The sequence below is a fragment of the Streptomyces sp. NPDC030809 genome (assembly GCF_055572195.1).
Genome location: NZ_JBVIDV010000001.1, coordinates 555,397 through 579,124, shown reverse-complemented (window position 1 = coordinate 579,124; position 23,728 = coordinate 555,397). Strand labels below are relative to the sequence as shown.

Below are 23,728 nucleotides of genomic sequence, written 5' to 3'. Positions count from 1 at the left end.
CGGGAATCCAAATGGATTCCCGGCCCCCGGCGGTCACCGGCGGGGCCGGGTCACCGGTTCACTGCCCGCCGACGAGGCGGACCGTGCTCATGATCTTCTTCGAGGTGGCCGAGGGGATCTCGTCCTTGACGCTGTCCGGGGCGACCAGCACGAAGCTCGCGTAGTCGCCCTTGGCGGTCTTGAAGCTGAAGGCCAGCCCCTTGCCGTCGGTGTCGCACTTGCCGGTCTTCTTGAGGCCCTTCGCGGTGGCGCTGGCCCAGTGGCCCTTCAGCCCCGACTTGCTGGTGTAGGGCTTCGCCTTGGAGACCTTCACGGTGCCCTTGGGCGCCTTCTGCGCGAAACCGGCCCAGACCCAGTTGCCGGCCTCGTTGCGCGCCGCCTCGGCGGTGCTCTTGGCGCCCTGGCCGCCCTTGGTGCCGGCGTCGGCGAGGCTGGTGTTCTCGGTGTAGCCGTCCTTGTTCGCGTCCGTCGTGCACCACTCCTCCTTGAGGGTGGCGGTGCCCGACATGCTCACGACCGGCATGCCGTCGTTCTTCTTGGCGTCGGAGAAGCCCCGGGAGACGCCCGGCTTGTCGACCTTCCACTCCGGCGGCACGTCGAAGGCGACCCCGTACTTGGGGTTGGCGACGACCTTCCAGCCCGGGATCTGCGGCGGGATCTCGCCGCCGGCCCGCGGGTTGGCGGTGGGAGAGGCCGGTGCGGAGGAGACCGGCGCGGTGGGCTTGCCGTCGGCCTCGTCCTTCTTGCCGTCGTCCTTGTTGAGGACGATGCCGGCGGTCACGGAGGCGGCGGCCACCACGGCCACGGCCGCGCCGATCGCGATCATCGCGGTCGTGTTGCGGCGCTTGGGCGGCTCGGGCTGGCCGTAGGCCCAGGACTCGGCCGTCGGCGGCTGCGGGTAGCCGAACTGGCCGAACTGGCCCTCCGGCGCGGGCTGCTGCGGGTACCCGTACGCGCCCGGCTGCTGGGCCGGCGCCTGCGGGTAGCCGTAACCCCCCGGCGGCGGGGCCTGCGGTGCAGTCTGCTGGGGGTAGCCGTAGCCACCCGGCTGCTCAGGAGCAGGCTGCTGGTAGGGGTTCGGCTGCCCCGGCTGCTGGTACGGGTTCGGCTGCCCGTTCTGCGCGTTCTGCTCGCCCCCGGGCGGCTGCTGTTCTGGCCACATGGCCAGTAACCATAAAGGGGGAGCGGACCCGGGGCTACGGCCGCCCCCCGGCGCCGGGTCTGGCCAAGCCCACCTACTCGTGGGTAACATCCTGGCCCATGAGCGCTGATCAGATGAACGTGGGCGAACTGCTCGCCGCCACCGTGCCGATGGCCCGCACCCTGAACCTGGAGTTCCTGGAGACCACCCCGGACCGCGCCGTGGTGCGCCTGCCGGACCAGGCCGCCTACCACAACCACGTCGGGGGACCGCACGCCGGCGCCATGTTCACCCTGGCCGAGTCCGCGAGCGGCGCGATCGTCCTCGCCGCCTTCGGCGACCAGCTCCACCGCGCCGTGCCGCTCGCCGTGAAGGCCGAGATCGGCTACAAGAAGCTCGCCAAGGGCGTCGTCACGGCGACCGCCGTCCTCGGCCGCCCGGCCGCCGAGGTCGTCGCCGAGCTGGACGCCGGCGGCCGCCCGGAGTTCCCGGTCACCATCAGCATCCAGCGCGAGGACGAGGCCGTCACCGGCGAGATGACCGTGGTCTGGACCCTGCGCCCCAACGGCTGACCGGCGGCCGAGGGCCGGCCGGCCCTCCCGCAGCCGCTCCGGCAGGCCCTGTCCGGGCCGGGCGGGACCCGTACCGCGACCGCCCGGCGCGCCCGCGCCGGCCCCCGCACGCCCGTCAGGGTGCCCCCGCCCGCGGGGGCACCCGGCGGGCGTGCCGCGTTGGCGCACCCGGGGGAATCGCAGCGCCCCGCGGGGCTGCGGACGGGGCGGCGACGGCGGACCGGGGCCCGCCTGGCGCACAGTGGCGGCGCGGGGGCGCCCGCCGCGGGGCGCGGCGCGGACCGCGACGTACCGCGCCCGCCGCCCCGAGGAGTGACCGCCGATGGCCGAGGCCGTCTCCCGACGTTCCGCGATCCGCCTGCTCGGTGCGGCCACCGTGGCCACCGGGCTCCCGGCCTGCGCGCCCCCGGCACCCGGCCCGGCCGCCGCCGCCCGGCCCGCCACCGCCCCCGCCGTCCGCCAGGCCGCCCGCGCCGGCAGCGAGGCCCGCGTGGAAGCCCTCCTGGAACGCCTCGCCCTCGACGAGAAGATCCGCCTCCTGCACGGGGACCGCGACCCGGCCACCCTCGGCCAGGCCGGCTACGTCCCCGGCGTGCCCCGCCTCGGCATCCCGCCGCTGCGGCTGGCCGACGGCCCCGCCGGGGTGCGCGTGGCCCGCCCCGCCACCGCCCTGCCCGCCCCCGTCCTGCTCGCCTCCGCCTTCGACCCGGCGCTCGCCCGCGAGTACGGCCGGGTGATCGGCCGCGAGGGCCGCGCCCTGGGCCAGGACGTACTGCTCTCGCCGATGGTCAACCTCATCCGCACCCCGTACGCCGGACGCAACTTCGAGACCTTCTCCGAGGACCCCAAGCTCACCGCCGACCTGGTCGGCGAGATGATCCGCGGCATCCAGGAGGAGGGCCTGATCGCCACCGTCAAGCACTACGCCCTCAACAACCAGGAGGAGGGCCGCACCACCGTCGACGTCATCGCCGGGGAGCAGACCCTCCACGAGACGGAACTGCGCGGGTTCGAGGCCGCCGTGGCCGCCGGAGCGGGCGCGGTGATGGGCGCGTACAACAAGGTCAACGGCACCCACGCCTGCGAGAGCAAGCCGCTGCTCGACGACCTGCTGCGGGGCCGCTGGGCCTTCACCGGCTGGGTCGTGTCCGACTGGGACGCCACCCACAGCACCGCGGCCGCCATCGGAGCGGGGCTCGACATGGAGATGCCCGGCGGCCGCCACTACGGCAGCGCCCTCAAGACGGCGGTCACCGCCGGCGCCGTGCCCCTGGCCGTCCTCGACCGTTCGGTCCGCCGGATCCTCACCACCCTCGACCGCTTCGGCCTCCTCGACGGCACCCCGCCGCCCCGGCCCGCCCGCGACCCCGCCGCCGGAGCAGCCGTCGCCCGCAAGGTGGCCGTGGCCGGGGCGGTCCTGCTGCGCAACGTACGCGGCACCCTCCCGCTCGCCGGGCCCGCCGCCCGCTCCCTCGCCGTCATCGGGCCCACCGGGAGCGTCCCCTTCGTCAGCGGCGGCGGCAGCGCCCACGTGGTCCCCGACCGCGCCGACAGCCCGCTCACCGCGCTGCGGGCCCGCGCCGCCAAGGCCGCCGCGGGTGCCCGGCCCGCCTACGCGCTCGGCGAGGACCTGTACGGCAGGCCGCTGCCCGCCGGGATGCTGACCCCGGCGGTCCAGCTCGACGACCGGCAGGTGCCCGCCGGCCGGGCGTGGGGCTGGGAGGGCACCCTCACCCTGCCCGCCGAGGACGACTGGACGCTGATCGTCCACTACACCGGCAAGCGGCCGTCCGTCCGCCTCGACGGGGCGGAGCTGTTCCCCGTACGCGCCGGAGTGGCCGAGTACTTCGCCGGCGGGCTGCTCGCCGCCGCCCCCGACGGACTCGCCGTCCGGCGCGCGGCCGTCCGGCTCAAGGCCGGCGCCCACCGGCTCGCCGTCACCGCCGAGGGCGGGGCCGCCGGGCAGCGCTTCCGGCTGCGCCACACCAGCCGGGCGAGCCGGGCCGAGGACCTCGCCGCGGCGGTGCGCACGGCGAAGGCGGCCCACAGCGTCGTGCTCTTCGCCTACGAGGACGCCACCGAAGGCCGCGACCGCACCACCCTCGCCCTGCCGGGCGCGCAGCAGCAGCTCGTCGAGGCCGTGACCGCCGCCAACCCCCGCACCACCGTGGTCCTCAACACCTCGTCCAGCACGGCCATGCCCTGGCTCGCGAAGACGGGCGCCGTCCTCCAGATGTACTACCCGGGCCAGGAGGGGGCCGCCGCCACGGCCGCCGTCCTCTTCGGCGACGCCGACCCCGGCGGGCGGCTCACCCAGACCTTCCCCGCCGCCGACCACCGGCACCCCGTGGCCGGAGACCCGCTCCGCTACCCGGGGGTGGGCGGCCGGCAGGAGTACAGCGAGGGGGTGCACGTCGGCCACCGCTGGTACGACGCCCGGAACGTGGCGCCCCTGTTCCCCTTCGGCCACGGCCTCTCGTACACGTCGTTCGGCTACGAGAAGCTCGCCGTGCGCCCCGGGGAGGACGGGCTGCGCGTCGAGTTCACCGTACGGAACACCGGACGGCGGCCCGGCACGGAGGTGGCGCAGGTGTACCTGGGGCCCTCGCCCGACCTGCGGCTGGACCAGCCGGTCCGGATGCTCGCCGGCTACCGCAGGCTCGCCCTCGCCCCGGGGGAGGCGCGCCGGGTCTCCGTCGAGGTCGATGCCCGGACCCTGTCCTCCTGGGACCCGGGACGGCACGGCTGGGTGCTGGGCACCGGCCGGCGGACCGTGCAGGTCGGGCGGTCCTCGCGGGACCTGCGGCTGCGCGCCGAGGCGGTGGTGCGGCCGACCGCGGAACGCTGACGTCCGCGGCGGAGCGGGTAGGCTGCCCAGCCGGGCGCCAGGGGGCGCACGGGGACGCGGGAGGACCAGGCAGTGCACATCCAGGAATGGCTCGAAACCGTACCGGCGGTCAGCATCTACCTCCTGGTCGGCGTGGTCATCGGCCTGGAGAGCCTGGGCATCCCGCTGCCCGGCGAGATCATCCTCGTCAGCTCCGCCCTGCTCGCCTCCCAGCACGGGGACATCAACCCCGTGGTGCTCGGCGTCTGCGCCACCGCCGGCGCGATCATCGGCGACTCGATCGGCTACGCCATCGGACGCAAGGGCGGCCGGCCGCTGCTCGCCCGACTCGGCAAGCGCTTCCCCAAGCACTTCGGGGAGCAGAACATCGCGGTGGCCGAGCGCTCCTTCGAGAAGTGGGGCATGTGGGCGGTCTTCTTCGGCCGCTTCGTGGCCCTGCTGCGGATCTTCGCCGGACCGCTGGCCGGCGTGCTGCAGATGCCCTACTGGAAGTTCCTCGTCGCCAACGTCCTCGGCGGGATCCTGTGGGCGGGCGGCACCACGGCCGTCATCTACTACGTCGGCGTGGTGGCCGAGGCCTGGCTCAAGCGCTTCTCCTGGCTGGGCCTGGTGCTGGCCGTGCTGATCGGCCTGACCTCGCTGCTGGTCCTCAAGAGCCGCGCCAAGAAGGCGGCGGCCGCGGCTGCGGCCACCGCCGACTGAGACGAGCGGGGCGGGCTGCCGTCCGGCAGGGCCCCGCGCCGCGTCAGCCCTCCCCGGTCACGGCCGCCCGGTGCTGCTTGGCGAGCTCCACGTACATCGCCGCGTTGACGCGGATGCCCTCGCGCTCCTCCTCCGTCAGCGGGCGCCGCACCTTCGCCGGCACGCCGGCCACCAGCGAGCCCGGCGGCACCTGCATCCCCTGGGGCACCAGCGCCTGCGCGGCGACCAGGGAGCCGGCGCCGATGACGGCTCCGTTGAGCACGGTCGCGCCCATGCCGATCAGGCAGTCGTCCTCCACGGTGCAGCCGTGCACGACCGCGTTGTGGCCGATCGACACCCGCTCGCCGATCGACACCGGGAACCCGGGGTCCACGTGGAGGGTGCAGTTGTCCTGCACGTTGCTGTCGGCCCCGAGAGTGATGGGGCCGCAGTCGGCCCGCAGCACCGCCGAGTACCAGACGCTCGTGCCGGCGGCGAGGCTGACCTCGCCCACCACCACGGACGTCGGCGCCGTGAAGGCCTCCGCGTCCACCTGCGGGGTCCTGCCGCCGACCGCCGCGACGAAGCCCCGGTCCGCCTGACTGCTCATGATCTCTCCCTTGTGCTCGCGCTGCGCGCCCCCAGCACCGTAGGGCACGGACCGGAAGGCTCCGGCGATGGGGTGAAGATCACAGCCCCGGCGGCCGGACGGGCCGCCCCGCGCGCACTACCGTGGCCGGGTGCCGAAGAACCAGAACACGTTCTCATCCCTGGCCGCCTGGCGGCGGCGCGCCGCCTCGCGGGCCGCCCACGCCGCCTGGCGCTGGATGCAGCGTGCCGGCTCGGTCTCCGCCCAGACCCCGGGCCGGCTGCGGTTCGGAGCGATCGGGGACGGCACCCGGCTGGCCTTCCCGCAGGGCACCGTCTTCGGCGAGGAGTGGATCCACCTCGGCGGCCACTGCATCATCGCCGAGCAGGTCACCCTGACCGCCGGCATGCTGCCGGGCCTGGACCTCGGGCCCGAGCCCGTGCTCGTGCTCGGCGACGGGGTGGTGCTCGGGCGCGGCAGCCACGTCATCGCCGACGCCCCGATCTCGATCGGCTCGGACACCTTCTGCGGCCCCGGGGTCTACATCACCTCCACCAACCACAGCTACGACAACCCCGACGAGCCGGTCGGCCGCCAGTGGCCGCGCAGCGCGCCCGTGGAGATCGGTCCGGGCTGCTGGCTCGGCACGGGAGCGGTGATCCTGCCCGGGGCGCGGCTGGGGCGGAACGTGGTCGTGGCCGCCGGGTCGGTCGTGCGCGGCGAGGTGCCCGACCACGCGGTGGTCGCCGGGGCCCCGGCCCGCATCGTCCGCCGCTACGACCCGGAGGAGGGCTGGCAGCCGCCGCTGCGCACCCCGGCCCCGGTGCCGATCCCCGACGGGGTCACCCCGGAGCAGCTGATCGCCTTCGCGGAGGCGGTACGGGTGTCCGGCCCGGCCGCCCAGGCCTGACGGCGGGTCAGCCCGCCGCCAGGAGGACCGTTCCGGCCATCGCCAGCCCCGCTCCCGCCGCCTGCACGGCCCGCATCCGCTCCTTGAGGACCCCGCGCGCCGCCAGCGCCGTGATCACGGGGTAGAGCGAGGCCAGCACGGCCGCGACCGTCACCGGACCGTGCTGCGCCGCGACCGCGTACGTGCCGTTCGCCGCCACGTCCGCCAGCCCGACGAAGGCCAGCGCCGGCAGCGCCCGGCGGACCGCGCCGAAGCCCTCGTCCGCGGGCAGCACGGGGTTGCCGCGCCGCGCGGAGACCCACAGGGCGGCCCCGCCGGTCAGCACGTTGGTGACCCGCTGGACGAACAGGGCGAGGAAGAGGCCGGTGAGCGTGGTGGACGCCTCCGCGATCAGGGCCATGACCGCGCCGAAGCCGAAGGCCGACAGCAGGGTGAGCCCCAGGGTCCGGCGCTGTACGGGCGCCCCGCCCAGCTCCGGTCCGCTCGCCAGCACGATCCCGAGCACGGCGATCGCGATGCCCGTGAACTGCCCGGCCCCGGGCCGCTCGCCGAGCGTGAGCCCGACCCCGATCGGTACGGCCACCCCGCCCAGGGCCGCCACCGGCGAGACCACTCCCATCGGGCCGAGGGCCAGGGCCTTGTAGAAGGCGAGCATGGCCACGGGGCCGACGACTCCGGCCGCCACCGCGAACCACAGCTGGGGCCCGGCCTCGCTCCACGCGCCGGTCGCGAGCACCACCGCGCCCAGGGTCGCGACCGCGAGCAGCTGGGAGACGACGACCACGGTCAGCCCGGGCAGGCGGCGGGTCAGCAGCCCGCCGCCGAAGTCGGCGAGGCCCCACAGCAGGGCTGTGGCCAGGGCGAAGACGGTGGTCATGGCAGGACCTCGCAGTACAGTGCAGTGAACGAGTCGGTACACCACACGCTAGTGCAGTTTATTGAACTCTGCCATCTAATATATTGGACGGAACGTGTCGGACCTCGAACAGCTGACGCAGGCGCTCGCCCGGAACCTCAAGCGCTGGCGCGGTGAGCGCGGCTACACCCTCGACGCGCTGGCGGCCCGCTCCGGGGTCAGCCGCGGCATGATCATCCAGATCGAGCAGGCCCGTACCAACCCCAGCGTCGGCACCGCCGTGAAACTGGCCGACGCCCTGGGCGTCAGCATCACCACCCTGCTCGACCAGGGGAGCGGGCCGCAGGTGCAGGTGGTCCTGCCGGGGCAGCAGGTGCGGATGTGGTCGACGGAGGCGGGCAGCGCCTCGCACATGCTCGTCGGAAACGACCGCAACGGGCCGCTGGAGATGTGGAGTTACCGGCTGCAGCCGGGCGAGGGCACGGATTCCGACCCGCACCCCCCGGGCACCTTCGAAATGCTCCACGTGACCGCGGGGGAACTCACGCTGGTCGTGGCGGGGGAGCGCTACGCGGTGCCGGCCGGGGCGGCGGTGTCCTTCGAGGCCTCTGTGGCCCACGGGTACCACAACGAGGGCGCGCAGCCGATGGAGATGACGATGACCGTGTCGGTCCCGAAGCCCGGCTGAGCGCCCCCGTCGCGCCGGTTCAGCCCAGCGCGGGGATCTCGATGGCCGGGCACCGGTCCATGACCATGTGCAGCCCGGCCGCGCGCGTGCGGTGGTAGGCCGCCTCGTCGACCACGCCCAGCTGGAACCAGACCGCCTCCGCCCCGGCCGCCGCCGCCTGGTCGGCCACCGGACCCGCCAGCCCGCTGTTCACGAACACGTCGACCACGTCCACCTTGAACGGGATCTCCGCCAGCGAGGCGTAGCCCTGCTCGCCGTGCACGGTCGGTGCACTGGGGTGCACCGGCACGATGCGCTTGCCGAACCGCTGGAGCGTGCGGGCCACCCCGTAGGCGGCCCGGTCCCGGTTGTCCGACAGGCCGACCACGGCCCAGGTGTCGCCGAGCTCGGTGAGGATCTTGCGGATGGTTGCCGGGTCGCCGTACACGCGCTGCCTCCGTTGCCGTGGCCGGGCCGGTTCCGCCCGGCCGGCCCACTGGACCTGCCCGCCGGCCGGGTGCCGGCGCGCACCGGGTGTCAACGGCGCGGGGGCCCTCCGGGATTCCCCTTAGGGTGGGTGGGTGAAGGCAGACCAGTACGTGACGGTGGCCCGCGAGGGCGTGCACGAGTCCGAGATCAACCGCTCCCGTTTCATCTGCGCGCTCGCCCCCGCGGCGACCGAGCAGGAGGCCCAGGACTTCATCGCCCGGATCCGCCGGGAGCACCCCACCGCCACCCACAACTGCTTCGCCTACGTCGTCGGCGCCGACGCCTCCGTCCAGAAGGCCAGCGACGACGGGGAGCCCGGCGGCACGGCCGGAGTGCCCATGCTCCAGATGCTCATGCGGCGCGAGGTCCGCTACGCGGTGGCCGTCGTCACCCGCTACTACGGCGGGGTCAAGCTCGGCGCCGGCGGGCTGATCCGGGCGTACGGCGGGGTGGTCGGGGAGGCCCTCGACGCGCTGGGCACCGTCACCCGGCACCGCTACCGGCTGGCCACCGTGACCGTCGACCACCAGCGGGCCGGGAAGATGCAGAACGACCTGCGGTCCACCGGCCGGGCCGTGCTGGACGTCCGCTACGGAGAGGCCGTCTCGATCGAGATCGGCCTCCCCGAGTCGGAGGTCGAGGCCTTCACGGCCTGGCTCGCCGACGCCAGCGCCGGCACCGCCGGGCTGGAGCTGGGCGGCGAGGCCTACGGGGACGGCTGACCCCGCCGGCCCCGCCGCGCCCGCCGGCCGGGACCCCGCCGCAGGGTCAGCCGCGGCGCGGGTCCAGCAGCCGTTCCGCCCGGTGCAGGGCGTGCCGGCCGACGGTCCGGCCCAGCAGCACCCCCGCCTCGTCCGCGCTGCGGCTGTGGATGCCGGACAGGACGCGGGCCTCCACGTTGTCCCGGGTCAGCTCGTGCCAGCCGGTGTACGTGCGCCGGACCCCCGGCGCGGTCGGGCTGGTCAGCGTGAACGCCCCCGGCCGCGGACCGGCCAGGGCGTCCAGCACGGTTTCGGCGGCGCCCGCGTAGGAGGTGTGCCCGCTCGGGTAGTCCGGGTGCGCCGGGGTCTGGTGCAGCGGGCTCCAGCCGGGGTCGGTGCCGATCGTGCCCGTCCGGATGGCCGTCACGGGCCGCCAGCGCACATGGGCGTACTTGCTGTCCGACGTGGCGATCTGGGTGTCCACGAGCGCGGCGTGGAACACCGCGATCAGCGCCGCCCGCCCCGCCGCCGACCGCGGGGAGCGCGCCACGGCCACCCGCAGCGGCTCCGTGAACAGGGCGAGCGACCCGCCGTACCAGAACTGCGCGGTCTCGGTCTGCCGCGGCGTGCGGACCTTGCTGTCCTTCGCCCCGTACGCGCGGACCTCGGCCAGATCGGCCCGGTAGCGGCGGGAGCCGAGGGCGGGCGGCGGGTCCAGGCGGAACTGGTCCGGGCGGGTCAGCAGGAAGGGCCGGGCGATCCGGTTGCCGTACTGGATCGCCGGGGCGTAGCCGTCCGGGGTGGGCTGCCAGACCCCCGGCGCGGCCGGCGGCACCGGGAACGGGGCGTTCACCGAGGCCGGGTCCAGGCCGTCGTCCCGGCGGGCGGCGAGCAGGGCCCGGGCCTGCCGGGAGCCGGCCGCCGCACCCGCCGCCTTGGCCGGGCCGTCCGGAACCGCGGCCAGCGAGCCCGCCAGGGCCGCGTCCAGGTCGGGGGCGCTCGCCGGGACCAGGGCCACGAGCGCGTCGTGCACCGCGGAGGCGACGGCCGCGGTGCGGAAGGCGGCGCGCGCCGGACCGGCCGGGGCCTCGCGGGTGGCGCGCGCGGCGGCGATCCAGGCGATCGCCCAGGTGCGGCTGTTGGTGATCTGGGTGGTGATCCCGGCGGCCGCGACCGTGCGGGCGGTGGCGTCGTACCAGTCGAGTACGACGGATCCCGTGTCCCGGCCGGCCGGGTCCGCCGGGTCCGGCGGGGCGGCGGCGGAGGAGGTGCCCGCGCCGGTCAGTGCGAGCAGGGTCGCGGAGGCAGCGGAAAGCAGGGTGGTGCGGCGATCGAGAGGCATGCCGCGACGCTAACCAGGCCCCCGGAGCCCGTACAAGCGGCCGAACCGGCCACGGCGGACCGGCCACGAGACGTTCGCACCCCCGCCACGAACCGGCAACAGCCGCCCCGGTCCGCGCCCGCCGCCGCCCGGCCCCGTCAGTGCGCGAACAGCGCCCCCGCGGGGGCGAAATGGGCCTCGACGGCGGCGTCCGAGACCTCCGCGAGGGTCGCAGGGGACCAGCGGGGGCGCCGGTCCTTGTCGACCATCTGGGCACGGACGCCCTCCGGCAGGTCGGGGCCGGCCAGGGCGGCCCCCGACACCCGCCACTCCTGCTCCAGGACCTCTTCCAGGCTGCCGAGCCCCCGGGCCCGCCGCAGCGCGGCCAGAGTGACCTTCACGGAGGTGGGGGAGTGGCCCAGGATCCGCTCCGCGGCCTCCTTCGCCGCCGGCTCCCCGTAGGCGCCCAGCCGCTCGACGATCTCCTCGACGGTGTCCGCCGCGTAGCAGTGGTCGATCCACTCCCGGTGCCGGGCCAGCTCCCCGGCTCCCGCGGGCACCGCCACGGCGGCCGCCGCCCGGTCCGCCGGCACCCCCGCGACCAGCGCTCCGACGAGCTCCGGCAGGCGCTCCGAGGGCACCAGGTGGTCGGCGAACCCGCACAGCACGGCATCCGCCCCGCCCATCGCGTCCGCCGTCAGCGCCAGGTGCGTGCCCAGTTCCCCGGGGGCCCGGCCGAGCAGGTACGTGCCCCCGACGTCCGGCACGAACCCGATGCCCACCTCCGGCATCGCCACCCGGGACCGCTCGGTGACGATCCGCACCCGGCCGTGGGCCGACAGGCCCACCCCGCCGCCCATCACGATCCCGTCCATCAGCGCCACCCACGGCATCCCGAGCCGGGCGATCCGCGCGTTCAGCCGGTACTCGTCCCGCCAGAAGGACAGCGCCAGGGTCCGGTCCACGAGCGCCGACTCGCGGATCGCCCGGATGTCCCCGCCCGCGCACAGGCCCCGCTCCCCGGCCCCGTCGAGCAGCACCGCCGTCACGGCCGGATCGCGCTCCCAGGCGTCCAGCGCCCCGTGGATCCGGCGCACCATGTCGTGGGTGAGGGCGTTGAGCGCCTTGGGGCGGTCGAGGGTGATGCGCCCGATGGCGCCGGCCGTGCGGATGAGTACGGACATGCGGCCGAGCATACGAGCGGTCCCCGGCATCTGGCAGGCTTGGGGGCGGCAGTGCGAGCAGGCGGGAAGGTCGGAGCGGGTCGAGTGAAGTTTCTGCACACCTCCGACTGGCACCTCGGCCGCTCGTTCCACCGCGTGAACCTGCTCGACGCCCAAGCCGCCTTCATCGACCACCTGATCGAGACCGCCCGCACCCACGAGGTGGACGCGGTGCTCGTCGCCGGGGACGTCTACGACCGGGCCGTGCCCCCGCTGCCCGCGGTCGAGCTCTTCGACCGGGCCCTGCACCGGCTCGCCGACCTCGGCGTGCCCACGGTGATGATCTCCGGCAACCACGACTCGGCCCGCCGCCTCGGCGTGGCCGCCGGCCTGATCGGCCGGGCCGGCATCCACCTGCGCACCGACCCGGCCGGCTGCGCCGACCCCGTCGTGCTGTCCGACGTACACGGGGACGTGGCCCTCTACGGGCTGCCGTACCTCGAACCGGCCCTGGTCAAGGACGAGTTCGGGACCGCGCAGGCCGGACACGAGGCGGTGCTCGGCGCCGCCATGGACCGGATCCGCGCCGACCTCGCGGGCCGCCCGACCGGTACCCGCTCCGTGGTGCTCGCCCACGCCTTCGTCACGGGCGGGGAGCCCAGCGACAGCGAGCGCGACATCACCGTGGGCGGGGTCGCGTCGGTGCCCGCGGGGCTCTTCGACGGGGTGGACTACGCGGCCCTCGGCCACCTGCACGGCTGCCAGACGATCACCGAGCGGGTCCGCTACTCGGGCTCGCCGCTGGCGTACTCCTTCTCCGAGACCTCGCACCGCAAGACCATGTGGCTGGTCGAGCTCGGCCCCGCCGGGGAACTCGCCGCCGAGCGCCTCGACACCCCCGTCCCCCGCCCCCTCGCCCGGATCCGCGGCCCCCTCGACACCCTGCTCACCGATCCGGACCTCGCCCGCCACGAGCACGCCTGGGTCGAGGCCACGCTCACCGACCCGGCGAGGCCCGCCGAACCCATGGCCCGCCTCGCCGCCCGCTTCCCGCACGTCCTCAGCCTCGCCTTCGACCCCGAGGGTGCGGACAGCGGCCCCGACGCCTCGTACGCCGAGCGCATCAAGGGCCGCTCCGACCAGGAGATCGCCGAGGACTTCGTGGTCCACGTGCGCGGCGGCAGCGCACCCGACGACCGGGAGCGCGAGGTCCTGCGCCGGGCCTTCGACGAGGTGCGCACCCACGACGCCCTCCAGGAGACGGACCGATGAGGCTGCACCGGCTCACCGTCACCGCCTTCGGGCCCTTCGCCACCGCCCAGGAGATCGACTTCGACGCGCTCTCCGCCGCCGGGATCTTCCTCCTGCACGGCCCCACCGGCGCCGGCAAGACCTCCGTGCTCGACGCCGTCTGCTACGCCCTGTACGGCTCGGTGCCCGGCAGCCGCCAGGCCCCCGGCACCAGCCTGCGCAGCGACCACGCCGACTCCGGCACCGCCACCGAGGTCCGCCTCGAACTGACCGTCGGCGGCCGTCGCCTCGAACTCACCCGCCGCCCCGAGCAGCAGCGGCCCAAGAAGCGCGGCACCGGCACCACCCGGGACAAGGCGCAGACCTGGCTGCGCGAGCACAGCCCGGAGCACGGCTGGCAGGCCCTCAGCCGCTCCCACCAAGAGGTGGCGGCCGAGATCGAGCAGCTCCTCGGCATGAGCCGGGAGCAGTTCTGCCAGGTGGTCCTGCTCCCGCAGGGCGACTTCGCACGCTTCCTGCGCGCCGATGCCGAGGACCGCGGCAGGCTGCTGGGCCGGCTCTTCGACACCCGCCGGTTCGCCGCCGTCGAAAAGCGCCTCGCGGAACAGCGCCGGGCCGCGGAGGAACAGGTGCGCGCCGGGGACGAACGCGTCCTCGGCACGGCCCAGCGGCTCGCCCAGGCCGCCGGGGACAGCGCCGACCTGCGCGCCCGCCCGCTGCCCCCGCTCTCCCCGGGCGACCCCGGCCTCGCCGAGGAGGTGCGCTGCTGGGCCGCCGTGGCCCGCGCGGACGCCCGCGAACGCCTCGCCATCGCCCGCTCGGCCCTGGCCGCGGCCGAACGGCGCCACGAGCAGGCCGTGCAGGACCTGGCCGAGGCCCGGGAACTCGACCGGCTCCAGCGCCGGCACGCCGAGACCCTGCGCCGGGCCGCGGACCTCGCCGCACAGGCCCCCGAGCAGGACCGGGTGCGGGAACTCCTCGACCGGGCCCGCCGCGCCGACCGCGTCACCCCCGCCCTCGACCTGCGGCAGGCCGCCGCCGACGCGCACCGCGCGGCCGCGGCCGCCGACGCCCACTGCCGCTCCCGGCTGCCCGCCGCCCTCGCCGAGGCCGGGGCCGAGCAGCTCGCCGCCCTGGAGCTGCGGCTCAGCGGGGAGCTGGGCGCCGTCACCGCCGCCGAGCGGGCCGAGCGCCGCAGCGCCGAGATCACCCGCGAGCGCACCGCCCTGGACCGCGAGGCGCGGGCCGCCGAGGACCTCCTGCACGAGACCGCGGCCTGGCTCGCCGGCTGGGAGACCGGCCGCACCGCGCTGGCGGCCCGCGTGGAGGAGGCCCAGCAGGCCGCCACCCTCGCCGAGCAGCTCGCCGGCCGCCTGGAGCCGGCCCGTCTCCAGCTCACCGCCGCCCGCCGCCGCGACGCGCTCGCCCGCGACGCGGAGGCCGCCGCCGCCGCCCTGCTCGCCGTACGGGAGGAGGCCGGCGCCGCCCGTGAGCACTGGCTGGAGCTCAAGGAGGCCCGGCTGCGCGGGATCGCCGCCGAACTCGCCGCCGCCCTCACCGCCGGGCAGCCGTGCACCGTGTGCGGCTCCGCCACCCACCCGGACCCGGCCCGGCCCGCGCCCGGCCACGTGGACCGGGCCGCCGAGGACGCCGCCCGCGCGCGCTACGAGCAGGCCGACGGGAGGAGGGCGGAAGCGGAGCGGCGGCTCGCCGCCGTGCGCGAGGCGGGGGCCGAGGCGGCCGCCACCGCCGGCGCGGTCCCCACGGCCGAACTCCTGGCCCTCACCGAGAAACTGACGCGCGATCACGCGGCCGCCCATGCCGCGGCCGGCAGCCTGCACGCGGCCCGCGAGGCCCTCGCCCGCGCCGAACGCGAGTACCAGGTACGGCTGGAGAACCGCCGCCGCGCCGAACAGCAGTCCGCCGCCCGGAACTCGCACCGCGAGGCCCTCGACAAGGAGCAGCGCGCCCTCGAAGCGGAACTGGCCGAGGTCCGCGGGGACGCCGCGAGCATCGCCGACCGGGCCCGCACCCTGGAGACCCGTATCCGCCTGGTCGCCGAGGCCGGCGCGGCCGCCCGGCAGGCCGAGTCCGCCGCCCAGCGCCTCAAGGAGGCCGACGGCCGGCTCGCCGACGCCGCCTTCAAGGCCGGGTTCGCCACCACCGACGAGGCCGTCGCCGCCGTACTGCCCGACCACGAACGCAGCGCCCACCAGCGCCGCATCGACGGCTGGCAGGCCGAGGCGGCCGCACTCGCGGAGCGCCGCGCCGAGGCGGAGACCGCCGCCGCGGCCGAGCTGCCGCCCGCCCGGCCCGACGAGGCGCAGGCGGCGGCCGAGCGCACCGCAGCGCAGCTCCGCACGGCAGGCTCCGCCGCCGACGCGGCCCGGCTGCGCTGCACCGAGCTGGACCGGCTGTCCGCGCGGGCCGACGCGGAGCTGCGCGCCCTGGGCCCGCTGCGCGCCGACTACGAGCGGGTGGCCCGGCTGGCCGCCCTCACCGCGGGCACCTCGGCCGACAACGGACGCCGCATGAGGCTGGAGTCGTACGTGCTCGCCGCGCGGCTGGAGCAGGTCGCCGCGGCGGCGACCCTGCGGCTGCTGCGGATGTCGGGCGGCCGGTACACCCTCGTCCACTCCGACGAACGCGCGGGCGGCCGCGGACGTTCCGGACTGGGGCTGCACGTGGTGGACGCCTGGACCGGCCGGGCCCGGGACACGGCCACCCTGTCCGGTGGCGAGACCTTCTTCGCCTCGCTCGCCCTGGCGCTGGGCCTGGCCGACGTGGTCACCGACGAGGCGGGCGGGATGCGGCTGGACACCCTCTTCATCGACGAGGGCTTCGGCAGCCTCGACGACCAGGCCCTGGACGAGGTGCTCGACGTACTGGACTCGCTGCGCGAGCGCGACCGCAGCGTGGGCATCGTCAGCCACGTCGCCGACCTGCGCACCCGTGTGCAGGCGCAGTTGGAGATCGTCAAGCAGCGCGGGGGCTCGGCCGTACGGCAGCGCACCGGCGGCGGCGCCGGTCCGGCGGCCTGAGCCCGGCACCGGTCCCGCCGACCGGGTCCCGGGCCCGTCTCACGGACTGAGCGGGCGTCGCGCCAGCGGCGAGGAATAGACGATGCTGGTGGTGACGGGGCCCAGGGCAGCGATCCTGCCGGTGATCTCCTCCAGGTGCGCCATGGACCGGGCCGCCACCTTCAGCACGAAGCAGTCGTCCCCCGTGACGTGGTGCGCCTCCAGGATCTCCGTGGCGACCTCCAGCAGGTCGTGGAACGGTTTGTAGTTGCCGTGCGGATAGCGCAGCCGGACCAGCGCGAGGATCGCCTTGCCCAGCTTCTCGTGGTCGACCACCGCCGTGTATCCCGTGATGATCCCGGCCTCTTCGAGGCGGCGGACCCGCTCGGTGACGGCGCTCGCCGACATGGAGACGGCGCGGGCGAGTTCGGCGAAGCTGGCCCGTCCGTCGTGCTGGAGGGCTTCGAGGATGCGCCAGTCGGTGGCGTCGGGGGAATAACCGGTCATCCTCCATGGATACCAGTGGAATCCACGGCCGATCAAGGAAAAGGCCGGGGAAACTCACTTCCCCGGATGATCAACCGATCGTAGATTTCTTGGCATGACGACGACGCAGAACACCACCGCCCCCGCCCCCGTCAACCCCGTGCTGCGGGTCCCGCCGGCCGCCCCGGCCGCGGCCGCCGCCTACTTCGCGGCCAGCCTGGCCTTCCACGCGGACGTGTCGGATGTCGCCGCCGCCTTCAAGGCGCACCGCGAGCAGGGCGCCGAACTGGGCTTCGTCCTGATCGACTCCCGCTCCACCCCGTCCTGGGACCAGGCGCACGTGCCCGGCGCGATCCACCTGCCCACCGCCCTCATCCCGGAGCAGGCGGAGAAGCTCCTCGACAAGAACGTCCCGGTCGTGACCTACTGCTGGGGCCCGGGCTGCAACGGCGGCACCCGCTCCGCGCTCGCCCTCGCCGAACTCGGCTTCCAGGTCAAGGAGATGCTCGGCGGGATCGAGTACTGGATCCGCGAGGGCTTCGAGGTCGAGACCTGGCAGGGCCCGCAGCAGCGCACCGAGGCCGACCCGCTGACCGCGCCCACCGACTCGGACGACTGCGGCTGCTGAGGCCGCGAGAACGCGCGACGCGGCTGCGAGAAGGACGCGAAAGCGCGGCCAAGCGCGGCGCACAGCGCGGCCGAGCGCGGCAGCGCCGTGAACGCCCGTGCAGGGCCCGCGAAAAGGCCGGTGGGCCGGCCGCCTTCACGAAGGCGGCCGGCCCACCGGCCGTTCACCGGTCCGACGAGACCCGGATCAGAGCTTGGACAGCTCGTCCACCAGGTCGTCCAGACCCAGCGAGCCCTGCGAAAGGGCCGCCATGTGCCAGGCCTTGAGGTCGAAGTCCTCGCCGTGCGCGGCCCGCGCGTTGTCGCGGCCCAGCAGCCAGGCCCGCTCGCCCAGCTTGTAGCCGATGGCCTGGCCCGGCATCGACAGGTAGCGGGTCAGCTCGCTCTCCACGAAGTCCCCCGGCCGGCCGCTGTGCAGGCCGAAGAACTCCTGCGCGAGGTCCGGGGTCCAGCGCTCGCCCGGCCGGAACGGCGAGTCCGCCGGGATCTCCAGCTCCAGGTGCATGCCGATGTCCACGATCACCCGGCAGGCGCGCATCATCTGGCAGTCCAGGTAGCCGATCCGCTGCTCGGCGTCCTTGAGGTAGCCCAGCTCGTCCATGAGCCGCTCCGCGTACAGGGCCCAGCCCTCGGCGTTCGCGCTGACGAGGCCCACCGTCGCCTGGTAGCGGGACAGCCGGTCGGCCACGTGCGTCCACTGCGCGAGCTGCAGGTGGTGGCCCGGCACGCCCTCGTGGTACCAGGTCGACACCAGGTCGTACACCGGGAACCGGGTCGCGCCCATGGTCGGCAGCCAGGTCCGGCCCGGCCGGGAGAAGTCCTCCGAGGGGTTGGTGTAGTACGGCGCCGCCGCGCCACCGGGCGGGGCGATGCACGACTCCACCCGGCGCACCCGCTCGGCGAGCTCGAAGTGCGTGCCGTCGAGCGCCTCGATGGCCTCGTCCATCAGGCCCTGGAGCCAGTCCCGGACCTCGTCCACGCCCTCGATGTGGGTGCCGTGCTCGTCGAGGTGCTTCAGCGCCTCCCACGGGCCCGCCCCCGGCAGGATCTTCGCCGCCTCGGTCTTCATCTCGGCGAGCAGCCGGTGGTACTCGGACCAGCCGTACGCGTACGCCTCGTCCAGGTCCAGGTCGGTGCCGTTGAAGTAGCGCGACCAGCGGGCGTACCGCTCGCGGCCCACGGTGTCCGGACGGCCCTCGACGGCGGGCGCGTACACGTCGCGCATCCAGTCGCGCAGGGCCACGACGGAGGCGGTGGCACCGGCGGCGGCCTCCGCCAGCTCGGCGCGCAGGACCTCCGGTCCGGCCGCCGCGAACTCCTCGAAGAAGGCCGGGTCCTCGGCCTCGCCCGCCCAGGCGGTCAGCTGGCCGATGAAGGTGGCCGTCGGCCGCGGGGCCCCGTACAGCTCGCGCTCCAGGCCGAGTTCCAGGCAGGAGCGGTAGCCCTCGAAGGCCGCCGGCACGGCGCGCAGGCGCTCCGCGATCGCCGCCCAGTCCTCCTCGGTCTCGGCGGGCGTGAGGGTGAACACCTCGCGCACCGAGTGCGCGGGGGAGTGGATGTTGCTGACGGCGCGGAGGTCCTCGTCGGCCTCGTGGACCGCGAGTTCGGCCGTCAGCCGCTCGCGCAGCAGCCGGCCGCAGCGGCGCTCGGCCTCGCTGTCGGCGCCCGGCAGCTGCTCGGCGGCGGTCAGCTTCTCCAGGGTGGTCCGCGCCAGCCGGGCCAGGGCCTCCCGGCCGGCCGGGGAGTAGTCGGGGAGCTTCGAGGAGCTCTCCGCGACACCGAGGTAGGTGCCGGTGATGGGGTCGAGCGCGATCAGGTCGTCCACGTACGCGTCGGCGACCTGGCGGGGCAGCTGGCTGCCGGAAAGGGTGTCTGACATGGGGACATCTTCGTACGAAGACGTCCCCCGCGTCACTACCGTTTCGACTCAGCCACCTGACGTACGGCCCGTTCCCCCGTCGGGGGCACTCCCCGGCCCAGGGTCTACGGCACGTGCGCGGCCGGTCCGGCGCCGGACCGGGAGCGTACGGGCGCGGCGGCGAGCCGCGCCGTGATCACCAGCGTGCCCTCCTCGATCTGGTAGTCGAGGGGCAGTCCCAGCCCGCGCATGGCCGCCACCATCCCGGTGTTGGAGGACTGGGTCACCGCGTAGACGCTGTCGCAGCCGGCCTCGACCGCGAGCGCGACCAGCCGGCGCAGGAGCTCGGAGCCGATGCCCCGGCGCTGCCACTCGTCCTCGATGAGCAGGGCCACCTCGGTCTCGTCGCCGTCCCACAGCAGGTGCCCGAGTGCGACCAGGCGGCCCGAGGCGGTCCGGACCGCGAGGGTGCGGCCGAAGCGCGGGCTGAGCAGGTGCGCGAGGTAGCGGTCGGCGTCCGCGACCGGGCCGTGGTAGCGCAGCCCGAGGGTGCGCTCGGAGCAGCGGTCGTGCATGGCGCGGGCGGCCGCGAGGTCCGCCGCGTCCGCGCGCCCCACCGTGATCTCGTTGCCCTCGGGCAGGGTCAGCACGTCCCGGCTGCGCGGCACCCGCGGACCGAGCCGCGCGTCCAGCTCCACCAGGGCGCGGGCCCGGGCGAACTCGGTGGGGGTGAAGGGGAGGTACGGGCGCTCGACGGTGATGACCCCGCCGGCCGGGTCGCGCAGCCGCATCACCGTCGTTTCGAGGACCCCCTCGACGGGCGCGAACACGCCGGACGGCCGACCGGACAGGGTGGTGGCCGGGATCGAGTGGATGGTGCAGCGGCCGAGCAGCTGCCGCAGTGCGAGCGGGAGCTCCGCGGCGTCGAGCGCGGTGCGGGTGGCCAGGCCCAGGATCCGGGTGGGGGCGTCCACCAGGTCGTGCGCATCGGCCCGCTCGATCCAGGTGCTGCGGCCCCCGGCCCGGGCGACGACCCGGGACAGCTCGGCGGCCGGCAGCCCCTGGGGCGCGCGCAGCAGGAACTCGTCCACCGTGCCGTCGGCCAGCGGGTGCGTCTGGAGGGTCAGGATGTCCACCCGGCGGGCGGCGAGCGCCGTGCACAGGGCGGCCAGGCTGCCCGGCTGGTCCTTCACGGTGGTGCGCATCCGCCAGAGGGCGGTGGCGGCCGCCGGGTGCCCGGAGGCCGGGGCCCCGGCCTCCACTTCGGTACGGGCCTCGGCGCCGGCTGCCGGAGCGGCGCCGCCTGCCGGCTCCTCGGGCGGCGGGGCGTGGCTGTGGCGGCGGGCCCACCAGGTGTGGAACGCGGCGGCGACCAGCAGGGCCACCGCCGAGGCCACGAGCAGGACGGGACCGTCGGGGCCGTGCGCGACCGTGTTCGCGAGTGCGTCGGCCACGGCCACGGCGACGAAGAGCGCGGCGAGCTCGACGAGGTCGCGGCGCCAGTGGTGGCGCCGGTGGTGGTGCGCGGCGGCGGATGCGGATGCGGCAGGGGCGGCGGCAGGGGTACGGTCAGTCATGCACCCCACTCTCGGCAAGTGGTGTTGCGTGATCACGAACGCACTGTGACCGACTGGTTAAGTGTCGATCTGGCCGGTTTCGTCCAGTTTTCCGGCAGGTTTCCGCAGGCTGCGATCCCGCCCCGGACCGCCCCCGGACAGCCCTCGGGCCGCCTGCCGCCCGCGTACGTCCCCCGGTCCGGCCACTGCCCGCCCCGCCCCCGCGTACGTCCCCCGGCGAGGCTACTGCCCGACCCGCCCCGGCTCCAGGACCCGCGTGAAGAGCACCGCCCCGCCCTCCCTGCGCAGCCGCACGGTCAGCTCGCCGCTGTCCCCGTCGATGTCCACCTCACCGTAGTACGGCGGGTTTTCGGCCGGGGACATGTTCGCCAGCGGGGCGGACTCCACGAACACCCGCTCCGGACCGAAGGTGGCGTCCAACCGGCCGGCGGGGAAGCCCCCTGCGCCGATGGGTCCGGACACGAACTCCCAGAAGGGTGCGAAGTCCGAGAACGCGGCCCGCTCGGGGGCGTAGTGCTGGGCGGAGGTGTAGTGCACGTCGGCGGTCAGCCACACCGTGCCCGTGATCCGGCGGTGCTTGACGAACCGCAGCAGATCCGCGATCTGGAGCTCGCGGCCGAGCGGCGCCCCCGGATCCCCCTGGGCGACCGCCTCGAAGTCCACGGCCCCGTCCGGTACGACGATCCCCAGCGGCATGTCGGCGGCGATCACCTTCCAGACCGCCCGGGAACGCGCCAGCTCCCGCTTCAGCCAGGCCAGTTGCGCGGCCCCGAGGATCCCGACCGGATCCTCCGTCTGCCGCCCGGGGGAGTTGGCGTTGCGATGGGTCCGCATGTCGAGCACGAACACGTCGAGCAGTGGCCCGTGCCGCACCACCCGGTACATCCGGCCGCCGTCCGCACCGGAGCCGGGACCGCCCGCGGTGCCGTACGGCCCTCCCGGCGCGGGCGGGGCCGCGAAGTACTCGCCGAACGCCCGCCGGGCCCGGGCCGCGAGCAGGTCCACGTCCTTGACGGTGTAGCGCGGGTCGTCGAGGAGCTGCCCCGGGTACCAGTTGTTGCGCACCTCGTGGTCGTCCCACTGGGCGACGACCGGCACCTGCGCGTAGAAGGAGCGGAGGTTCCCGTCCAGCAGGTTGTAGCGGAAGGCGCCCCGGAACTCGTCCAAGGTCTCGGCCACCTTCGCCTTCTCCTCGGTGGTCACGTTGCGCCAGGTCCGGCCGTCCCGCAGGGCCACCGAGGGCTGGATCGGGCCGTCGGCGTACACCGTGTCCCCGCTGAAGAGGAAGAAGTCCGGGTCGAGGCGGCGCATCTCCTCGAACACCCGGTAGCCGCCCAGCTCGGGGTTGATGCCCCAGCCCTGCCCGGCCAGGTCCCCGGACCAGAGGAACCGGACCCCGGAGCGCCGCCGTTCGGGAACGGTCCGGAAGGTCCCGTACACCGGCTCGCCGGTGCGGCGCGGGTCGTCGGGGTCGGCGAGGAGCACCCGGTAGTGGACCTGCCGGCCGGGCGGCAGGCCGTGCAGGGCCGTGGTGCCGGTGAAGTCCGTACCGGGTCCCAGCAGGGGGCCGGTCCAGCGGCGCACCCCGTGCCGGAACGTTTCGGTGGGTGCCGTCTCGACCATCATCCGGGCCGGGCGGTCCGCCCGTACCCACACCAGCGCGGAACGGGCGGTCACGGCCCCGGTCTGGGTGCCCCAGAGGGCCTGCGGGCGGCCGCCGAGCGCGAGCGCCGGAGCGGCGGCGGCCAGAGCGCTCCCGGCCGCGGGCAGGGCCAGTGCGGCAGGAGCGGCCAGCGAGCCGCGCAGCAGCGAGCGGCGTGCGGGACCGGGGGCGACGAGGGGATCGGGCTGCGGCATCGGGGCGCCTCCTGGGACGGGTGCGCCCAGTCTCGCGCCGGGGGAGCGGGAGCCGGCGAAGCCCGGGGGAAGCGTGGGTGAACAGCAGCCGGACGGGGGCGGGGCGGGGGTGGGCGCCCGGTGGGCCGACCGCCCGGTGGGCCGGCTGCGTGACGTGCACGGCCGCCCACGGGCACCGGCCGCCGAGGTGGTCGACCGGCCAGGGGGAGCGACCGGCCGGCGATCCGGGTGTCCGTCAGCCGGCGTCCGCAGTCCGGGCCGTGTCCGCGATCACCCGGGACACCAGCGCCGGGTCGTCGTTCATCGGCACGTGTCCGCAGCCCGGCAGCCGCACCAGCCGGGCGCCGGGCAGCGTGTGCTTGGCCCGGACCCCCTGACGGCGCAGCAGCAGCCGGTCCCGGCTGCCCCAGGCGATGGTCACCGGCAGTCCGGGAACGTCCTCCGTGAACCGCACCGACCGGCCCGCCGCCAGGGTCGGCGCGAACCCGGTCGCCCCGCGCAGGGCCAGCGTCTCGGCGACCACGGCCTCCGGGGCCCGGCGGCCGGGGCGGGCGTAGATGGCGCCCGTGAGGGCAGCCCGGCCGGCGCTGCTGCGGGACAGCAGTTCCATCGCGGGCCGCGGCAGGGCGAGGGCCCCGGCGCGCAGCGCGACCAGGGCGAGGAAGGCGTACAGGCGTTCGCCTTCGCTCCAGAACCCGGCCGGGGCGAGCGCCGTCACCGAACGCACCAGCCCGCGGCGGGCCATCTCGAGCGCGAGCAGCCCGCCCAGGGAGTTGCCCGCCACGTGCGGGCGGTCCAGGCCCAGCGCCGCGCACAGCGCGCCCAGCGCGGGGGCCACCGTGTCCAGGTCGTACGGCACCCCGTCGGGCAGCGGCGCGGACGCGCCGAAGCCCGGCAGGTCCACGGCCACCACCTCGTACTCCGCGGCGAGGATGTCGAGCACCGGCTCCCAGGCCTGGAGGTGGTGGCCGATGCCGTGCAGCAGCAGGAGGGGTTCGCCGGAGCCGCGCCGCTCGTAGGCGACCGTGGTCTTCTGCGACCCCGTTGCGGAGTCGACGGCGAACGAGACCGTGGCGGTGGCGGTCATACGGCTGCTCCTCGGCGCGGGGCGGTC

General features: G+C 75.6%; 20 protein-coding genes. 9 read left to right on the top strand and 11 right to left on the bottom strand.

Features of this window, described 5'->3' with window-relative positions:
• Positions 1 to 58: 58 nt before the first annotated feature.
• Complete coding sequence (locus ACZ407_RS02460; protein WP_468124825.1) at positions 59 to 1,162, bottom strand: DUF8017 domain-containing protein; 1,104 nt, start codon at positions 1,160 to 1,162, stop codon at positions 59 to 61.
• A 113-nt stretch (positions 1,163 to 1,275) separates the two neighbouring features.
• Between ACZ407_RS02460 and ACZ407_RS02455 the strand changes: the two genes are divergently transcribed.
• The 3 genes from ACZ407_RS02455 to ACZ407_RS02445 all read left to right on the top strand — a co-directional run bounded on the left by ACZ407_RS02455 (position 1,276) and on the right by ACZ407_RS02445 (position 5,263).
• The gene (locus ACZ407_RS02455) at positions 1,276 to 1,713 is read left to right on the top strand and encodes a DUF4442 domain-containing protein (protein ID WP_468124917.1); all 438 of its coding nucleotides are present in this window, start codon (positions 1,276 to 1,278) and stop codon (positions 1,711 to 1,713) included.
• Positions 1,714 to 2,035: 322 nt separating this feature from the next.
• On the top strand, positions 2,036 to 4,561 hold the full coding sequence (locus ACZ407_RS02450; RefSeq protein ID WP_468124824.1) for a beta-glucosidase: 2,526 nt from the start codon (positions 2,036 to 2,038) through the stop codon (positions 4,559 to 4,561).
• A gap of 72 nt (positions 4,562 to 4,633) precedes the next feature.
• A complete protein-coding gene (locus ACZ407_RS02445) occupies positions 4,634 to 5,263 on the top strand; it encodes a DedA family protein (RefSeq protein ID WP_468124823.1) in 630 nt (209 codons plus the stop codon).
• Between the two features lie 43 nt (positions 5,264 to 5,306).
• On the opposite strand, the gene ACZ407_RS02440 is transcribed toward ACZ407_RS02445, so the two are convergent.
• Complete coding sequence (locus ACZ407_RS02440) at positions 5,307 to 5,852, bottom strand: gamma carbonic anhydrase family protein (RefSeq protein WP_468124822.1); 546 nt, start codon at positions 5,850 to 5,852, stop codon at positions 5,307 to 5,309.
• Positions 5,853 to 5,982: 130 nt separating this feature from the next.
• Between ACZ407_RS02440 and ACZ407_RS02435 the strand changes: the two genes are divergently transcribed.
• Positions 5,983 to 6,741: an acyltransferase gene (locus ACZ407_RS02435; protein WP_468124821.1), complete on the top strand. Its 759-nt coding sequence runs from the start codon at positions 5,983 to 5,985 to the stop codon at positions 6,739 to 6,741.
• A 7-nt stretch (positions 6,742 to 6,748) separates the two neighbouring features.
• On the opposite strand, the gene ACZ407_RS02430 is transcribed toward ACZ407_RS02435, so the two are convergent.
• A complete protein-coding gene (locus ACZ407_RS02430) occupies positions 6,749 to 7,618 on the bottom strand; it encodes an EamA family transporter (protein WP_468124819.1) in 870 nt (289 codons plus the stop codon).
• 94 nt (positions 7,619 to 7,712) lie between these two features.
• Between ACZ407_RS02430 and ACZ407_RS02425 the strand changes: the two genes are divergently transcribed.
• Complete coding sequence (locus ACZ407_RS02425) at positions 7,713 to 8,285, top strand: helix-turn-helix domain-containing protein (protein ID WP_468124817.1); 573 nt, start codon at positions 7,713 to 7,715, stop codon at positions 8,283 to 8,285.
• A 19-nt stretch (positions 8,286 to 8,304) separates the two neighbouring features.
• On the opposite strand, the gene ACZ407_RS02420 is transcribed toward ACZ407_RS02425, so the two are convergent.
• Positions 8,305 to 8,712 (bottom strand): CoA-binding protein, encoded by a 408-nt coding sequence (locus ACZ407_RS02420; RefSeq protein ID WP_468124815.1) that lies wholly within the window; start codon positions 8,710 to 8,712, stop codon positions 8,305 to 8,307.
• 133 nt (positions 8,713 to 8,845) lie between these two features.
• Between ACZ407_RS02420 and ACZ407_RS02415 the strand changes: the two genes are divergently transcribed.
• Positions 8,846 to 9,475 (top strand): YigZ family protein, encoded by a 630-nt coding sequence (locus ACZ407_RS02415; RefSeq protein ID WP_468124814.1) that lies wholly within the window; start codon positions 8,846 to 8,848, stop codon positions 9,473 to 9,475.
• A gap of 46 nt (positions 9,476 to 9,521) precedes the next feature.
• On the opposite strand, the gene ACZ407_RS02410 is transcribed toward ACZ407_RS02415, so the two are convergent.
• Both ACZ407_RS02410 and ACZ407_RS02405 read right to left on the bottom strand, forming a co-directional pair.
• On the bottom strand, positions 9,522 to 10,796 hold the full coding sequence (locus ACZ407_RS02410) for a vanadium-dependent haloperoxidase (protein WP_468124812.1): 1,275 nt from the start codon (positions 10,794 to 10,796) through the stop codon (positions 9,522 to 9,524).
• Positions 10,797 to 10,933: 137 nt separating this feature from the next.
• Positions 10,934 to 11,959 (bottom strand): enoyl-CoA hydratase/isomerase family protein, encoded by a 1,026-nt coding sequence (locus ACZ407_RS02405; RefSeq protein WP_468124810.1) that lies wholly within the window; start codon positions 11,957 to 11,959, stop codon positions 10,934 to 10,936.
• 84 nt (positions 11,960 to 12,043) lie between these two features.
• Here ACZ407_RS02405 and ACZ407_RS02400 point away from each other — a divergent pair, with 84 nt between their 5' ends.
• Both ACZ407_RS02400 and ACZ407_RS02395 read left to right on the top strand, forming a co-directional pair.
• Complete coding sequence (locus ACZ407_RS02400; RefSeq protein WP_468124808.1) at positions 12,044 to 13,210, top strand: exonuclease SbcCD subunit D; 1,167 nt, start codon at positions 12,044 to 12,046, stop codon at positions 13,208 to 13,210.
• A complete protein-coding gene (locus ACZ407_RS02395) occupies positions 13,207 to 16,230 on the top strand; it encodes an AAA family ATPase (protein WP_468124806.1) in 3,024 nt (1,007 codons plus the stop codon). Before ACZ407_RS02400 ends, ACZ407_RS02395 begins: the two co-directional genes overlap by 4 nt.
• A 39-nt stretch (positions 16,231 to 16,269) precedes the next feature.
• Here ACZ407_RS02395 and ACZ407_RS02390 read toward each other — a convergent pair whose 3' ends face one another.
• Complete coding sequence (locus ACZ407_RS02390; RefSeq protein WP_468124805.1) at positions 16,270 to 16,716, bottom strand: Lrp/AsnC family transcriptional regulator; 447 nt, start codon at positions 16,714 to 16,716, stop codon at positions 16,270 to 16,272.
• A gap of 94 nt (positions 16,717 to 16,810) precedes the next feature.
• On the opposite strand from ACZ407_RS02390, the gene ACZ407_RS02385 reads away from it, so the two are divergent.
• On the top strand, positions 16,811 to 17,323 hold the full coding sequence (locus ACZ407_RS02385) for a rhodanese-like domain-containing protein (RefSeq protein WP_468124803.1): 513 nt from the start codon (positions 16,811 to 16,813) through the stop codon (positions 17,321 to 17,323).
• A 186-nt stretch (positions 17,324 to 17,509) separates the two neighbouring features.
• On the opposite strand, the gene ACZ407_RS02380 is transcribed toward ACZ407_RS02385, so the two are convergent.
• The 4 genes from ACZ407_RS02380 to ACZ407_RS02365 form a co-directional block, all read right to left on the bottom strand.
• Positions 17,510 to 19,201, bottom strand: a complete 1,692-nt coding sequence (locus ACZ407_RS02380) for a DUF885 domain-containing protein (RefSeq protein WP_468124801.1) — start codon at positions 19,199 to 19,201, stop codon at positions 17,510 to 17,512.
• 104 nt (positions 19,202 to 19,305) lie between these two features.
• On the bottom strand, positions 19,306 to 20,757 hold the full coding sequence (locus ACZ407_RS02375) for a GNAT family N-acetyltransferase (protein ID WP_468124799.1): 1,452 nt from the start codon (positions 20,755 to 20,757) through the stop codon (positions 19,306 to 19,308).
• Positions 20,758 to 20,979: 222 nt separating this feature from the next.
• Complete coding sequence (locus tag ACZ407_RS02370; RefSeq protein WP_468124797.1) at positions 20,980 to 22,614, bottom strand: alkaline phosphatase D family protein; 1,635 nt, start codon at positions 22,612 to 22,614, stop codon at positions 20,980 to 20,982.
• 235 nt (positions 22,615 to 22,849) lie between these two features.
• Positions 22,850 to 23,701: an alpha/beta fold hydrolase gene (locus tag ACZ407_RS02365; protein ID WP_468124796.1), complete on the bottom strand. Its 852-nt coding sequence runs from the start codon at positions 23,699 to 23,701 to the stop codon at positions 22,850 to 22,852.
• Positions 23,702 to 23,728: the final 27 nt, after the last annotated feature.

Bases quoted from the DNA above. Each gene is read 5' to 3' on its own strand.
- ACZ407_RS02455 (WP_468124917.1), top strand. From the start codon at position 1,276: ATGAACGTGGGCGAACTGCTCGCCGCCACCGTGCCGATGGCCCGCACC.
- ACZ407_RS02410 (WP_468124812.1), bottom strand. From the start codon at position 10,796: ATGCCTCTCGATCGCCGCACCACCCTGCTTTCCGCTGCCTCCGCGACC.
- ACZ407_RS02460 (WP_468124825.1), bottom strand. From the start codon at position 1,162: ATGTGGCCAGAACAGCAGCCGCCCGGGGGCGAGCAGAACGCGCAGAAC.
- ACZ407_RS02405 (WP_468124810.1), bottom strand. From the start codon at position 11,959: ATGTCCGTACTCATCCGCACGGCCGGCGCCATCGGGCGCATCACCCTC.
- ACZ407_RS02365 (WP_468124796.1), bottom strand. From the start codon at position 23,701: ATGACCGCCACCGCCACGGTCTCGTTCGCCGTCGACTCCGCAACGGGG.
- ACZ407_RS02370 (WP_468124797.1), bottom strand. From the start codon at position 22,614: ATGCCGCAGCCCGATCCCCTCGTCGCCCCCGGTCCCGCACGCCGCTCG.
- ACZ407_RS02385 (WP_468124803.1), top strand. From the start codon at position 16,811: ATGACGACGACGCAGAACACCACCGCCCCCGCCCCCGTCAACCCCGTG.
- ACZ407_RS02380 (WP_468124801.1), bottom strand. From the start codon at position 19,201: ATGTCAGACACCCTTTCCGGCAGCCAGCTGCCCCGCCAGGTCGCCGAC.
- ACZ407_RS02430 (WP_468124819.1), bottom strand. From the start codon at position 7,618: ATGACCACCGTCTTCGCCCTGGCCACAGCCCTGCTGTGGGGCCTCGCC.
- ACZ407_RS02375 (WP_468124799.1), bottom strand. From the start codon at position 20,757: ATGACTGACCGTACCCCTGCCGCCGCCCCTGCCGCATCCGCATCCGCC.
- ACZ407_RS02450 (WP_468124824.1), top strand. From the start codon at position 2,036: ATGGCCGAGGCCGTCTCCCGACGTTCCGCGATCCGCCTGCTCGGTGCG.
- ACZ407_RS02395 (WP_468124806.1), top strand. From the start codon at position 13,207: ATGAGGCTGCACCGGCTCACCGTCACCGCCTTCGGGCCCTTCGCCACC.
- ACZ407_RS02440 (WP_468124822.1), bottom strand. From the start codon at position 5,852: ATGAGCAGTCAGGCGGACCGGGGCTTCGTCGCGGCGGTCGGCGGCAGG.
- ACZ407_RS02390 (WP_468124805.1), bottom strand. From the start codon at position 16,716: ATGACCGGTTATTCCCCCGACGCCACCGACTGGCGCATCCTCGAAGCC.